The following is a 14,162-nucleotide window of genomic DNA, read 5'->3' as shown; positions in this document are numbered from 1 at the left end:
AAATCGCTTGTCCGGCCCCCACCAAAAATGCCAATTAGGGCCCTGAAAAGAAGAAAAAGGACATCTCGATGTTTCACGGCAAGGTGCTGGTCGCGCAAGGGGGCGGGCCGACCGCGGTTATCAATCAATCCATGGTCGGGGCGGTGCTGGAAAGCCGCAAGTTCCGCAGCGTGGAGCTGATCTATGGCGCGGTTCACGGCGTGCGCGGCATCCTGGACGAGGATTTTTATGATCTCACCCAGGAGACCACCCACAATCTGGAGATGGTCGCCAACACCCCGTCCTCCGCGCTCGGCTCGACGCGCGACAAGCCGGACCTGAAATACTGCCAGGAGATTTTCAAGGTCCTGCGCGCCCATGGGATCGGCTATTTCTTTTATACCGGCGGCAACGATTCCTCCGACACCGTGCGCATTGTCAACGATGAAGCGCGCAAGGCCGGCTACGATCTGCGCTGCATCCACATCCCGAAAACCATCGACAACGACCTGGTCGAGAACGATCACACGCCGGGCTTTCCGTCCGCTGCGCGCTATGTGTCCCAGGCGTTCATGGGCATCAATCTCGACAACGCCGCCCTGCCCGGCATCTATATCGGGGTTGTCATGGGCCGCCATGCCGGTTTTTTGACCGCCGCCTCGGCCTTGGGCAAGAAATTCTCCGACGATGGGCCGCATCTCATCTATATGCCCGAGCGCACCTTCGACATCGATCAGTTCATCCAGGACGTGCGCGAGGTCTACAACCGCCTTGGCCGCTGCGTCGTTGCGGTCAGCGAAGGCATTCATGATGCGTCCGGCGAGCCGATCATCTCCAAGCTTTCACAGGAGATCGAACGGGACGCGCACGGCAATGTGCAACTTTCGGGCAGCGGCGCGCTCGCCGATCTTTTGACGCAAAAGGTCAAGGACGCGCTGAATGTGACGCGGGTCCGGGGCGACACGCTGGGCTATATCCAGCGCAGTTTTGTCGGCTGTGTCTCCGATGTGGACCAGCATGAGGCCCGCGAAGTCGGTGAAAAGGCGGTGCAATACGGCATGTTCGGCGACCGCGACGGCTCGGTGACCATCAAGCGCACCGGTCACTATTCGGTCGATTATGAGCTGGTGCCGCTGGAAGCGGTTGCCGGAAAAACCCGCACCATGCCCGATGCGTTCATCTCCGCCGCCGGCAATGATGTCACCGATGAATTCCGCATGTACCTGCGCCCGCTTCTCGGCTCCGGCATGCCCGACGCCCACCGCCTGCGCCCCAACAAGGTGCCAAAAATCCTGGCGGCCGGGTCTTAAGGGACAGCAAAGCACCGAACCGGTTGGCCCCTCTCCCCACTTGAGGGGGAGACGGGAACAAGCGGCGATTTTTGTTTTAAGTATTCTGAAATCAATCCACCCGCGGAAAGACGCCCGTTTTCTTCACAAAGCCATAGACGAAGCTGGAATCGATCGAGGCGATGCAGCCGATGGGGTGGATGCGGTGGCGGATGAAGTCCTCATAAGCATCAAGCCCGGAGACGACGACGCGCAGCTGGTAGTCGGTGGCCCCGGTCATCACGACACATTCCAGAACCTCGTCCATCGCTTGCACCCGGCTTTCAAAATGCTGGACGTCATCGGCATTGTGCCGCTCCAGCCGGATACGCACGAAGACGGTCACCGGCAGGCCGTAGGCCTTCGGGTCAACCTCGGCCGTATAGCTCTTGATCGCCCCGCTCGCCTCCAGGATCTTCACCCGGCGCAAACACGGCGACGGCGACAGGTTCACCTTGGCGGCCAGTTCCTGGTTGGTCATACGGCCATTTTGTTGCAGTGCACGGATGATTTGACGGTCTTTCGCGTCCATTTCGAAGCCCTGTTAGCAGATTATGCCAATAGCTAATCCTTTGATGGCATAATTTGAAATCTATTGCCATCGCCCTCGGCACATCATGTCTTCAATTCAACGAGGGGACTTCCATGACCGATTATCTCAAGGGCTTTGCCACCCGCGCCATCCACCACGCCTATGATCCGCTGCAGAACGAGGGTGCATTGACCCCGCCGCTGCACCTGACCTCGACCTTCGCGTTCGAGAGCGCGGAAGCGGGCGGTGAAATGTTTGCAGGCGAGCGCGCCGGTCATATCTATTCGCGCATTTCCAACCCGACGCTGGACCTTCTGGAACGCCGGATTGCATTGCTGGAAGGCGCAGAAGCCGGGCTGGCGCTGTCGTCGGGCATGGGCGCGATCACCGCGGCCCTGTGGACGCTGCTGTCACCGGGCGACGAGATCATCGTCGACAAGACGCTCTATGGCTGCACCTTCGCCTACATGCATCATGGCCTGTCGAAATTCGGCATCACGGTGACCCATGTGGACCTGACCGAGCCGGAAAACCTGATCCCGGCGATCAGCGGCAAGACGCGGGTCGTCTATTTCGAAACCCCGGCCAATCCAAACATGCGCCTCGTCGATATTGCGGCCGTTTCCAAGATCGCCCATGAGGCCGGCGCCACCGTGGTTGTCGACAACACCTATGCGACCCCCTACCTCACACGCCCAATCGAGCTTGGCGCGGATCTTGTGCTGCATTCCGCCACCAAATATCTCGGCGGGCACGGCGATGTCGTCGCCGGGTTGATCGCCGGCCGTGCCGAACAGGTTCAGGAAATCCGCCTCGTCGGTATGAAAGACATGACCGGCGCCGTCATGGCCCCGTTCAATGCCATGCTGATCCTGCGCGGCCTGAAAACGTTGGCCCTGCGCATGGACCGCCACTGCGCCTCGGCCCAGCCGGTCGCCGAGTGGCTGGAAGCCCATCCGTCAGTTGGCGAGGTCTATTTCCCGGGACTGACAAGCTTTGCACAGCATGATCTTGCCAAGCAGCAGATGGCCAAACCGGGCGCCATGATCGCGTTTGAGCTGAAAGGCGGGCTGGAAGCCGGGCGGTCCATGATGAACCGCTTGCAGATGATCGGACGCGCCGTGTCCCTGGGCGATGCGGAAACGCTGATCCAGCATCCGGCGACCATGACGCACTCGACCTATACGCCCGAAGAGCGGGCCGAACATGGCATTACGGATGGTCTTATTCGTCTGTCCGTGGGTCTGGAAGACATTGAGGACATCCTGGCGGATCTTGACCAGGCGCTGTCAGATGTCCCTGCATCCATGGCCGCTTAAGGCTTAGGGTGTTCGGGCGACGCCGGATTTGACCCTTCTGAGCGGGATGGAGCTTTCGATATTGGCAACTCCGGGCACCTTCGTGAGCTTGCCGGTTAAAAACGCTTCAAAGGCGGCCAGTCCAGTGGTCGCCACCCGCAGGAGGTAGTCCCGGTTGCCGGTCATCAGCCAGCAATCGACCACCTCCGGGAAAGCCTGAATGGCGGCTTCGAACTGATCCAGTGCAGCATCGACTTGTTTGTCCAGCTGCACGGATACGAAGACAGACACTTCATAGCCGAGTTTCATCTCGTCGATCAGCGCGCAATATCCGGTGATGATGCCCTGATCTTCGAGCTGTCGCAGCCGGCGGGCAACGGGTGTTGCACTCAGCCCGATCCGCTCTGAAAGGTCCTGTATCGAAATACGGCCATCCCTGCGCAATTCGCGCAGGATCTGAATATCAAATGCATCAAGCGCGCCGGAAGTCACCAAATTTGCCCCAATCCATAGTGATAACCGGCAACAGATAGCCTGATGTGGCGAGAGATCGCAAGAAACCAACTGAGGTATCGCGCTATATTTGCGCTACGGCATGCCTTTGCGGGAGTTTGGCAGAATGAAAACCACCCATCTGAAGACCATTGAACAACGCCTTTTGTGGTTGTCGCACTGGATGATCCATCACGCAAACCACATCCGACCAAAGGTCGATGGCATCAAGATCGGCGGACACCAGGCCTCATCAGCGTCGATGGTCTCGATCATGACGGCCCTCTACTTCTCCGCGCTCCGCCCGGAAGACCGGGTCGCGGTCAAACCGCATGCCTCGCCCGTGTTTCATGCGATCCAATATCTGATGGGCAACCAGACCCGCGAGAACATGGAGAATTTCCGGGGCTACGGCGGCGTGCAGAGTTACCCATCCCGCACCAAGGATGTCGACGATGTCGACTTTTCAACCGGTTCCGTCGGCCTTGGCGTTGCCATTACCTCCTTTGCCTCTCTGGTTCAGGATTATATCGCTGCCAAAGATTGGGCCGGCGATCAGCCACTCGGCCGCATGGTTGCGCTCGTGGGGGATGCCGAACTCGACGAGGGCAATGTCTACGAAGCGCTTCAGGAAGGCTGGAAGAACGATCTGCGCAACACCTGGTGGGTGATCGACTACAACCGGCAATCGCTCGACGGGATCGTCCGCGAAGGCCTGTTCGAGCGCGTTGAAAAGATCTTTGATGCCTTCGGCTGGGACGTCGTGCGGGTCAAATACGGAGCTTTGCAGCGTGCAGCTTTTGAGGAACCGGGCGGCGACAAACTCAGAGACTGGATCGATGCCTGTCCGAACCAGGAGTATGCCGCCCTCACCTTCATGGGCGGTGCGGTTTGGCGCAAACGCCTGATGGACGACCTCGGCGACCAAGGCGATGTCAGTGCCTTGATCGACCGCCGCAGCGATGCCGAACTGGCAGCGTTGATGGAAAACCTCGGCGGCAATTGCGTAGAGACGATGGCTGAAATCTTCGCGTCGATCACCCACGACCGTCCGACCTGCTTCCTCGCCTACACGATCAAGGGGTGGGGCACTCCGATTGCCGGGCACAAGGACAATCATGGCGGCCTGATGAACAAGGCCCAATTCGCCGATTGGCAGGCTCATATGGGCGTTCCGACAGGCGCTGAGTGGGAGCCCTTCGCAGCCGTTGATCATCCAGAAGATCTGCAGGCTTTTCTGCAAGACGTGCCGTTCTTTGCCCGCGGCACGCGCCGGTTTTCAGACGCCAAGCTGAATGTGCCGGACATCTCCCTCGACACGGCGAAGTCGACATCAACGCAGGCAGCGTTCGGCAAGATCCTCGATGATCTTTCCAAAGGTGACAGCGCGCTGGCAGAGCGGATCGTGACCACATCGCCGGATGTCACCGGGACCACAAGCCTCGGCGCCTGGGTCAACCGGCGCAAGCTCTTTGCACGCGCCGCGCAGGCTGATGCGTTCATTGAGCACCGGATCCCGTCAACGGCCAAATGGGAATTTACGCCGGACGGCCAGCACATTGAGCTTGGCATTGCCGAGATGAACCTGATGCTGCTCCTGGGCGCAGCAGGTCTATCCCATTCCTTGTTCGGCAAACGTCTCATTCCGATTGGGACCGTCTACGACCCCTTCGTCTGCCGCGGTCTCGATGCCTTGAACTACGCCTGCTATCAGGACGCCCGCTTCATTCTGGTTGGCACCCCCTCCGGCGTTACCCTGGCACCGGAAGGCGGCGCGCACCAGTCGGTCGGCACGCCCCTCATCGGCATGAGCCAGGATGGTCTGGCGGCCTTTGAACCGGCCTTTGCCGATGAGCTCGCCGTTATCATGCAATGGGCCTTCGAATACGTTCAGCGCGATGGCGATGGCCAACTGGACGAGCGCACATGGCTGCGCGATGAGACCGGAGGATCTGTCTATCTGCGTTTGACCACCAACCCGATCGAGCAACCGGGCAAGCGGGTCGATGAAGACTTCCGGCAAGGAGCCATTGATGGGGCCTACTGGCTGCGCAAGCCCGGGCCGAACTGCGATGTCGTCATTGCCTATCAGGGTGCTGTGGCGCCCGAAGCGATCCGTGCGGCCGGAATGATCGGTGAAGCGCGCCGGGACGTCGGCGTTCTCGCAATCACGTCAGCCGACCGGCTCAATGCCGGTTGGACTGCAGCCCAGCGCGCCCGGTCCCGCGGCAACAAATCGGCCACATCGCACATCGAAACCCTTATGTCCGGCCTGCCCCGGCACTGCAAGGTCATCACCGTGATCGACGGACATCCGGCGACGCTGTCCTGGATCGGGGCGGTGGGCGGTCACCAGACGATCCCGTTGGGCGTGGAGCACTTCGGCCAGACCGGCACCATAGGCGATCTCTACCGGCACCACGGTCTGGACGCGGCAGCCATTGTCGAAAAAGTGCAAGGCCTGACAGAAGGAAGACCGGCACCCGGCTACGGATTGGCTGCGGAATAGCCGCAGTCGTTCTGCCACCACAAAGGCTCTTAGTTTTCGTTTATCCCACGTTTAGCGTTTCAGATATCCCCTGAAACGCTGGCGTTATTCGGCAAAAATTGCCGAATCGCCTAACATGAACGCAAGGTGAATGCCGGATTCAGGGTGAGTATAGGTGCGTTCCGCCATTCTCCGTCCATACCGCAGCGCCCCAAAACCGGACCGGGGCCAGGACATGGGAACGGGGACTATGAACAAGTTTGCTTACGCAACCATCGCAGTGGCCGCAGTGCTCGGCGCCGGATTGACCTTCGAATTGGTGATGCCAACTCCGCAGGAAAGTGAATTGCGCCGGGTGGAATGCCAGGCCCTCACCATGTTCACACCTTCCCGCAGCAAAAGCGCCGATGAACTTTGCGAGAACTATGGTGGCGTTGCCCTGAAAGATGCAAAGCCAAGCAAAGAAGGGCTCGTGATTCTGGTGCGCAACCAGCCGGTTGGGGGGTTCGCGGGTAATCCGAAGGTCCAATAACGAATTTAAGACGCAGCTAGCGCTCCAGAAACGGATTGTGCAAAGGCTTCGACGTCTTCCTGGACATTATGAAGGGCGAGCGCCCCCAGCCGTTCCATCGGTTTAGCCGTCGCTTCAGCCACTTCTCGTGACATAACAACGGCATGGCCGCGGGTCTTGCCATACTCTCCGAGCCGGGCAGCGATATTGGCAGCGCTACCGATGACAGTGAAGTCGAGCCGCTCCCGCGACCCGACGTTGCCGTAAGTCACCTCACCATACGCAATGCCGATCGCAGAGGTGAGCGGATGATGGTCGGTTCCTGCGACATCGGCCAGTTTCTCGACAATCTGTTCCGCGCTTGCGACCGCTTGAGCGCAAGCCTTCTGATTGCCCTGACTGGCCGGAAAGATCGCCAGCACCGCATCCCCGATAAATTTCAGGACCTCACCTTCATGAGCATTCACCATGTCGGTGGCGACTTCAAAAAACCGGTTGAGCTCCTGCACATAAGCTTCCCGGCCAAGCTCTGTTTCAAGCCGGGTGGAATGCCGCAAGTCGCAAAACAGGATCGCCGCATCAATGACATCGCCGTCTCCGCGCCGGATCTCCCCGCCAAGAACGCGGGCCCCGGTTCTTTTGCCCAGATAAGTCTCAAGCAGAGAGGTCGCATTGGATGTGAGCGCAAAGACCTCAAACAAGCGGCTGATCAGCGCGGAGCATTCGAAAACCAGCCCGAGATTGGCTGTCGTAAAGCCGTTCGGGTGATCGCTGGCAAGGGTCAAAACATTGACGCGTCCGTCGGAAAACGGCAACGGCATGGCGACATAATCCGTCACACCTTGTTTGCGAAAATCCTCCATCACCGGGAAGCTGAACTCATCTGGGTTGGTGTCGAGCTTTTGCCGGATCCCTCCCAGCCCATCAGCCACATGCCGGAGCGGGCTTTCCTGAAAAATCGGGCTTTCCATGAGCTCATAGGAAGGCTGCCGGCTCTCGATCGTGTCCCCTTCCCGGTTCCAGATGATGTGACGGCCGGCTATCATGGGATGAAGCGACCAAACGAGAACACTCATTCGCCAGACTGCAACGCCATCAGCGACCAACCGCTTGCCCAGCGCAGCCAACAGTTCCTCAGGAGACTTGGCTGTCCAGGCCTCGCGCAAAAGCCAGTCTACCGTTGGGCCGGAAATATTGCCTCCAAGGATCGTATCAATCGCCGATCCGTTATGAGTCACGTGCAGCCCATCTGCCGGCATGAAAGCAAGACATCCGTCCACGGCCTGACCTTCAGGCAGGGCATTGGGATACCGCCAAGCCCCGTTTTCCAGAACGCGCGCGCCCACATGGACATGACTGTAAGACGCCGTACCCTTGAACGGGCAGAATGTCCTGTGCTCTGAGGCCGGCTCAAGTTTGGCGACAATGTCTTCTTCTGGAAAATAGACCACCGGCGGCAAACGCGTTTCATACATCACCCGGGCACGAGTGGAGCGCGCTAGAACTTCACCACCAAGTGACGCAACGGTTTCCCCAGCAAGTGGCTCCACCACTATGGTGTAGTCGTTCGACGTTAATTGCGGGCGCGCTGTCATGCCGGAAAGATAGAAACGCACCAGAGCAATGTCCAGCAATCCAGCGACGCGGGTCCGCAGGCAGGTTTGTTTCGGTTACTCAGCTGCAAAGAGCTTCGCAGTCATGGCAAGGCTCGCCCCGCACGGCTCTTCCGCTTCACCGCTGCTCTCTTCCCCGGCGCCTTCCTGTGGGCGCAAATTCACAAAATCATAGAGCTTACGATCAAGCAGATGCGATGGCCGGGTGTGGCCGAGCGCGCGGGCCATAACGCCCAGACGGCCCGGAGTTTCTCTTTCCCAGGCTTGGAGCATGCGTTTAACTTCCTCACGCTGCAGACCGTCTTGGGAGCCACATAAGTTGCATGGGATGATCGGAAATTCCATGCCGTCGGAAAACTTCTGGATGTCGCGCTCCGCCGCATAGGCAAGCGGGCGCAAAACCAGGAGATCGCCCTCGTCGTTGATCAGTTTAGGCGGCATCGAAGCCAGCCGCCCTCCATGAAACAGGTTCATGAAAAACGTTTCGAGAATATCGTCGCGGTGGTGACCGAGGACGATGGCCTCGCATCCCTGCTCCCGTGCCACTCGGTAAAGGATTCCCCTGCGCAAACGCGAGCACAGCGAACAATAGGTCCGGTGTTCCGGGATCTTGTCGGTGACAATGGAATAGGTGTCCTCGCGCACGATGATGTGCTCGATGCCGTTGTCTTCAAAGAACTTCGGCAGGACCTCTGGCGGAAAACCCGGCTGGGCCTGGTCGAGATTGCAGGCGACCAGATCTACCGGTAGCAGCCCGCGCCACTTCAGCTCGATCAAAACCGCCAGGAGCGTGTAGCTGTCCTTGCCACCAGACAGACAGACCAGCCACTTTGGCCGGCTGGTATCCGATGCCCCCTCCGGCACCATCCCGAAATCGCTGATGGCTTCGCGGGCCTGACGCAGAAGCCGCTTGCGCAGTTTCTTGAACTCAACACTCGACGGCGCTTTGCGCAAGAGCGCTGGAACGTCGATGTTCGTGCTGGCGGCAATGTCGTTCATGATCTGATGCCCTGGGACCCTGTCCGGAAACAATTGACGGCTGACATACCGGATTGCGGTCTCAAGGCCAAGAACTCTGGGCGGATTATTCCCCTCCATCATCGACCACCCCAGTCCTGAACCAATTTCTCGGTTGCCAGACCTGTCATAAATGGCTAATGACTTATATGTTATGTAATAACATTACATATCTTGTAAAAAGAGGTTTATCGTGAAGTTTCATTCGTCTGCAGGTCTTCTCCAAGCAACTGCTCTCAAGTTGGTTTTGGCTCTGGCTCTTTTCGCTGCTTCCCCTGTCGCAGCTAGCGAAAAGGCGCAATCAAAAGACCACACTCACAGTCACTCTCACGGGTCCCATTCCAAGAATTCAGAAATCTACAAAGGCTACTTTGAGGATGATCAGATTGAGAACCGGTCCCTCTCCGATTGGGCGGGAAACTGGCAATCGGTCTATCCGTATCTGACTGAAGGGACACTGGATCCGGTCATGGAACACAAGGCCGCACACGGCACAAAAACTGCCGGTGAGTACAAGGACTATTACCTGATCGGCTACAAGACCGACGTCGATTCCATAGAGATTGACGGGGATATCGTCCGCTTTGTCAAAGACAGCGGAACCGCTAGCGGCGCCTATACCTATGACGGCTACGAAATCCTGACCTACAAAAAGGGCAATCGTGGTGTTCGCTACATCTTCCAAAAAGTGTCAGGCGATGAAAGTGCGCCGGAGTACATCCAGTTCAGCGACCACAAAATTTCACCGGCAGCAGCAGATCACTACCACCTTTACTGGGGAAACGATCGGGCGGCCCTTTTGAACGAAGTGACCAACTGGCCAACCTACTATCCGGCTGAGATGACAGGTCAGCAGATCGTGGAAGAAATGGTGGCCCACTAAACCGCCGTTCCACGGCGCTCTCGAAAATACATCCCCGCCACCGTGGCGGGGATGTAACTGCATAAGGCCCAGCGCCAAAAGAAGGTCAAAAGTCCGGAATCTCAATCCCGTATTTGGCATAAATTTCGCCGAGAACACCGGAAGCCTTCAACCCACGCAAATAGATATTCAGTTGCGCAACGGAGATCGGCGCGTAGGGAAAAACGACGAATTGCCGATTGTAGGTGTGGTCCGGCTGGTCAGCGAATATCTGCAGTTTGGCGTAGACTTCTGGCTCGGATACCGAAACCCAATTGAGAAACGTTTCGCTCGCAATGCCTTTGTCAACGCGGCCATATTCGACGAGCTTGAGCACACCACTTTCATTACTGACAAGGCTTACATTCGGCATCGATCCGAGTTTTTCAGCATCAAAGTCTGAAAATGCATAGTGAAACCCCATCACCGCACCGATCTGCGCAGTGATCCCGTTTGTTTGGTTAGTGCCTTTCAGCTGAAAAAACAGATCCTTGCCATTGGTGAGATTGACACTTGGCTTACCACCACGCTGCGCCCATCCCCAAAGGACGTCATTGTAGGCGATAAGATGAAAATCATCTGTCTGATGAGTGGCAAGCAATCGCTTGGCTGGAACGAGGCTCGGGGTGAAAGTGAAGTCGTCCTGATGATCGTTGAGAGCGGCCAAAACATCGTAGATCAGACCACGTTCTTCGCTCCCGCTGAAGACCAGTGGGGGTTGAATCGATGTCAAACCAACATTGACAATGGTTCGTGCTGACAATTGCCCTGACCACAAGACAACTGCGATGAAAAGAAAGAAGCGAAATACCATTCAATGCCTCGTCCGGTGAAACCGAATGAAAATTCGCGGCCTGCTGCCATTGGGGATTAGGCCGCTCAATTCGGGCATCAGATTTTCTTTTTCAAGGAGAGCCGTCAAGGTCCGTAATCGAACGAATAAGTTTTCGCAAAACACGGCCCTACCGATCGGTACAAATCTATCGAACCGCCATGCTTTGGAAAACAATTATCCGCCACAAAGAAAAAGGGCTGCCCGAAAGCAGCCCTTAGGTGTTTTGTATTCGGCGCTAGGTTTAGCGCGAATAGAACTCGACCACCAGGTTCGGCTCCATCTGCACCGGGTACGGTACATCTGAGAAAGCCGGAACGCGGGAGTAAGTTGCAGTCATTTTTGCATGGTCTGCATCGACATAGTCCGGCACGTCACGCTCAGCGGACTGGACAGCTTCCAGAAGGATAGCGAGTTGCTTGGACCGTTCACGAACTTCAATCACGTCGCCCGGACGCAGCTGGTAGCTCGGGATGTTGACGCGCTTGCCGTTGACCTTGACGTGACCGTGGTTGATGAACTGACGGGCAGCGAAAACGGTCGGTACGAACTTCGCACGGTAAACGACTGCGTCGAGACGGCGCTCCAGCAGACCGATCAGGTTCTCAGAGGTATCGCCCTTCAGACGGGACGCTTCTGCATATACCTTGCGGAACTGTTTCTCGGAGATGTTGCCGTAGTAGCCTTTCAGCTTCTGCTTTGCGCGCAGCTGAACACCGAAGTCGGACAGCTTGCCTTTACGGCGCTGACCGTGCTGGCCTGGGCCGTACTCACGACGGTTGACCGGGCTCTTCGGACGGCCCCAGATGTTCTCGCCCATCCGGCGGTCGATTTTGTATTTAACGCTATGGCGCTTTGACATCGCGGTTTCCTTTAAACTTCGCGTTGTTTTTCTAACAAGGAAACGCGCCCTCCTTCTTCTGATCATGCGCAGCAGCGAGCGATCAGATCGACAGGGTTTCAACAGACGGCGCCGGCTGAAAACCCACGGGTGCGTAAACCGGCCAGATCAAATCCAGCCAGATCGCGCGGAGTTACCGGTTCGGCTATCAAAAGTCAATGCCACCTGCCTGTTCGCGGCGGATTTCTTTCAGTTTCTAGAATTTGCCGCCGGACAAAACCGGCAAAAACGGGCTTCAATCGGCTTGCTCACCAATCAGTGATGCCCATACGTAATTTTCATGTCAAAATTAATGAATACATTTAGAAAATTTTAATTGCAGTTTTTCACTATGCCCGCCAATCACAACCATAAGAATAATTGCCAGTGAAATCTGCAACTCGGCCCCTTTCAGGGCCTCATCGATTTTTCGTATTGTGAAGACATTAGTAGGTAGACATGTTCTCGCCCTCGCATTCCGAACCAGAGGATGATGGCCCTGAGCCGGTTCCCGGCCAGCCGGCCATCAAGCACATATTAGACAGCCTGGATTATGCCCTTCAGCCGATTGTTGATGTCGGGACCGGTGTTGTTTACGGCTACGAGGCGCAGATCCGCAATTGCAGCCGCGCTGGCGCCAGTTCTCCAGATGATCTTCTCAACCAGGCCCACGCACAAGGTTTTCTTCCGCACCTGGAAACCGCCCTCTTGCGCAAAGCCGCGACCAAATTCATGGCGCTACGGACCGCCAAGGGCACCAAACTCTTTTTTAAACTGGACGGCCGCGGTCTCGGTGAAAACGAAGACCCGCGCATGAACATGGACGCAATCCTGGTCGAATACGGATTGCAGAAAAGCCAGATATGCCTTGAGTTTTCTGGCCGCCATCAGGAAACCCTGAGTGATGTCTCCCACCATGCGCTGAGCGACCTGCGCCAATCAGGCTTCATGATTGCCCTGGATGATTTTGGCCGCGGGTCATCAGAACTCCGTCTTCTTCACGATATGTCTCCGGAATATGTCCGGATCGACCGGTTTTTCCTGAGCGGTATCGACAGCGATCCACGCAAGAAGCTCTTCGTCACAACAGTCGCAAATCTTGCCCACGTTTTAGGCGCCCGCGTCATCGCAGAATGCATTGAAACGGAACGCGAGTTCCGCGCCTGCCGGGATGCCGGTTGTGACCTGGTTCAGGGGTATTTTATTGCAAAGCCCTCGGCCGCCCCCGGATCAGCAAAGCTTTTCTACGATCACATCCGCGCCGACACGCCGAATGGAAAACGCAAGGAAGAGCAATGCCGGATACGCAATGAGCTGTTGGAGTTGCCAACCGTTCAATTCGATTCGTCCATGAACGATCTTCTGGATCTTTTTGTTCACAATCAGGATGCCAGCATCATTCCTGTTCTGGATCCCAACCAGGAACCGCGCGGCATTATCCATGAACGCGATTTGAAAGCTTATCTTTACGCCGGAGGGCCGGATGACGAAGACGCCAAGGCGGCGCTCGACTTTCCATTGCGGTCATTCGTGCGGGCCTGCCCGATCGCGGATATCGATTCCAATGCGGACATGCTGCTGGTGACGTTTGCCTCCTCGATCAACTCCGATGGCATCATCATCACGCAGAATTTCCGTTACACCGGGTTCCTCTCGGCAACCTCCCTTTTAAAGATCATTCACGAGAAGCGTCTGCAGGAGGCGCAAGATCAAAATCCTCTTACTGGCCTTCCCGGAAATGGCGCGGTGAGCCGGTTCATATCGAAATCTGCCTGCACGACGGCATCGGACCGGCACATTTGTTACATCGATTTCGACAACTTCAAGCCGTTCAACGATACGTACGGATACCGTCAGGGCGACCGCGCAATCATTCTGTTCAGTGAACTTCTGCAAAAACACGTAACCGGCAACAATTCGTTCCATGGGCATATCGGCGGCGACGATTTCATGGCTGGGTTCCTGACCGGCGATCAGATGGAAATCGCAACGAGAATGCGGGCTCTGCGACGCGCGTTCCGAACCGACGTTGAAAGCTTCTATCAGCCGGAACACCGCGAGCAGGGCTTCATGCGCGCGCAGGACCGCTATGGGACAATGCGGGACTTCCCGCTTCTGCAATGCTCGATCTCGATCCTCACCCTGCCAAAGGGAGTCCCGGCAAGCACCGGATTGATCACAGAAGAAATCGGTCAGCTGAAGGGTGCGGCCAAATCCACGGATGATGGCATCGCACTTAAAACCCTGGCAGCCTGAAACCGCAACCACGGCATTGATTACGCGCGGTCTTG

Annotated in this window: 12 protein-coding genes; 6 read left to right on the top strand and 6 right to left on the bottom strand. The window is 57.0% G+C overall.

The window, feature by feature from the left end:
* Positions 1–68: 68 nt before the first annotated feature.
* Positions 69–1,289: a 6-phosphofructokinase gene (locus RBB44_RS23680; RefSeq protein ID WP_306150076.1), complete on the top strand. Its 1,221-nt coding sequence runs from the start codon at positions 69–71 to the stop codon at positions 1,287–1,289.
* Positions 1,290–1,380: 91 nt separating this feature from the next.
* Here RBB44_RS23680 and RBB44_RS23675 read toward each other — a convergent pair whose 3' ends face one another.
* Entirely contained in the window at positions 1,381–1,839 is a 459-nt protein-coding gene (locus RBB44_RS23675) for an Lrp/AsnC family transcriptional regulator (protein ID WP_306150077.1), read from the bottom strand.
* 113 nt (positions 1,840–1,952) lie between these two features.
* Between RBB44_RS23675 and RBB44_RS23670 the strand changes: the two genes are divergently transcribed.
* Positions 1,953–3,158, top strand: a complete 1,206-nt coding sequence (locus RBB44_RS23670) for a methionine gamma-lyase (protein WP_306150078.1) — start codon at positions 1,953–1,955, stop codon at positions 3,156–3,158.
* A 3-nt stretch (positions 3,159–3,161) separates the two neighbouring features.
* Here the strand turns inward: RBB44_RS23670 and RBB44_RS23665 are convergent, their stop codons facing one another.
* A complete protein-coding gene (locus RBB44_RS23665; RefSeq protein WP_306150079.1) occupies positions 3,162–3,629 on the bottom strand; it encodes an Lrp/AsnC family transcriptional regulator in 468 nt (155 codons plus the stop codon).
* Positions 3,630–3,756: 127 nt separating this feature from the next.
* Here RBB44_RS23665 and RBB44_RS23660 point away from each other — a divergent pair, with 127 nt between their 5' ends.
* Positions 3,757–6,138, top strand: a complete 2,382-nt coding sequence (locus tag RBB44_RS23660) for a 1-deoxy-D-xylulose-5-phosphate synthase N-terminal domain-containing protein (RefSeq protein WP_306150080.1) — start codon at positions 3,757–3,759, stop codon at positions 6,136–6,138.
* 229 nt (positions 6,139–6,367) lie between these two features.
* The gene (locus RBB44_RS23655) at positions 6,368–6,649 is read left to right on the top strand and encodes an antitermination protein (protein WP_306150081.1); all 282 of its coding nucleotides are present in this window, start codon (positions 6,368–6,370) and stop codon (positions 6,647–6,649) included.
* A gap of 5 nt (positions 6,650–6,654) precedes the next feature.
* On the opposite strand, the gene RBB44_RS23650 is transcribed toward RBB44_RS23655, so the two are convergent.
* A complete protein-coding gene (locus tag RBB44_RS23650; protein WP_306150082.1) occupies positions 6,655–8,244 on the bottom strand; it encodes a DUF427 domain-containing protein in 1,590 nt (529 codons plus the stop codon).
* A gap of 54 nt (positions 8,245–8,298) precedes the next feature.
* Complete coding sequence (ttcA, locus tag RBB44_RS23645) at positions 8,299–9,240, bottom strand: tRNA 2-thiocytidine(32) synthetase TtcA (protein ID WP_306150150.1); 942 nt, start codon at positions 9,238–9,240, stop codon at positions 8,299–8,301.
* 211 nt (positions 9,241–9,451) lie between these two features.
* Here ttcA and RBB44_RS23640 point away from each other — a divergent pair, with 211 nt between their 5' ends.
* Complete coding sequence (locus tag RBB44_RS23640; RefSeq protein ID WP_371932329.1) at positions 9,452–10,141, top strand: ZinT family metal-binding protein; 690 nt, start codon at positions 9,452–9,454, stop codon at positions 10,139–10,141.
* 85 nt (positions 10,142–10,226) lie between these two features.
* Here the strand turns inward: RBB44_RS23640 and RBB44_RS23635 are convergent, their stop codons facing one another.
* Entirely contained in the window at positions 10,227–10,973 is a 747-nt protein-coding gene (locus RBB44_RS23635) for an ABC transporter substrate-binding protein (protein WP_306150083.1), read from the bottom strand.
* A 262-nt stretch (positions 10,974–11,235) separates the two neighbouring features.
* Positions 11,236–11,853, bottom strand: coding sequence for a 30S ribosomal protein S4 (rpsD, locus tag RBB44_RS23630; protein ID WP_306150084.1), 618 nt, complete (start codon positions 11,851–11,853; stop codon positions 11,236–11,238).
* Positions 11,854–12,330: 477 nt separating this feature from the next.
* Here rpsD and RBB44_RS23625 point away from each other — a divergent pair, with 477 nt between their 5' ends.
* Complete coding sequence (locus RBB44_RS23625) at positions 12,331–14,127, top strand: EAL domain-containing protein (protein ID WP_306150085.1); 1,797 nt, start codon at positions 12,331–12,333, stop codon at positions 14,125–14,127.
* Positions 14,128–14,162 lie beyond the last annotated feature (35 nt).

The organism is Roseibium sp. MMSF_3247, assembly GCF_030733765.1.
Classification (GTDB): Bacteria; Pseudomonadota; Alphaproteobacteria; order Rhizobiales; family Stappiaceae; genus Roseibium.
The sequence above is the reverse complement of the archived record's forward strand: the minus strand, read 5'-3'. Positions and strand labels throughout refer to the sequence as shown.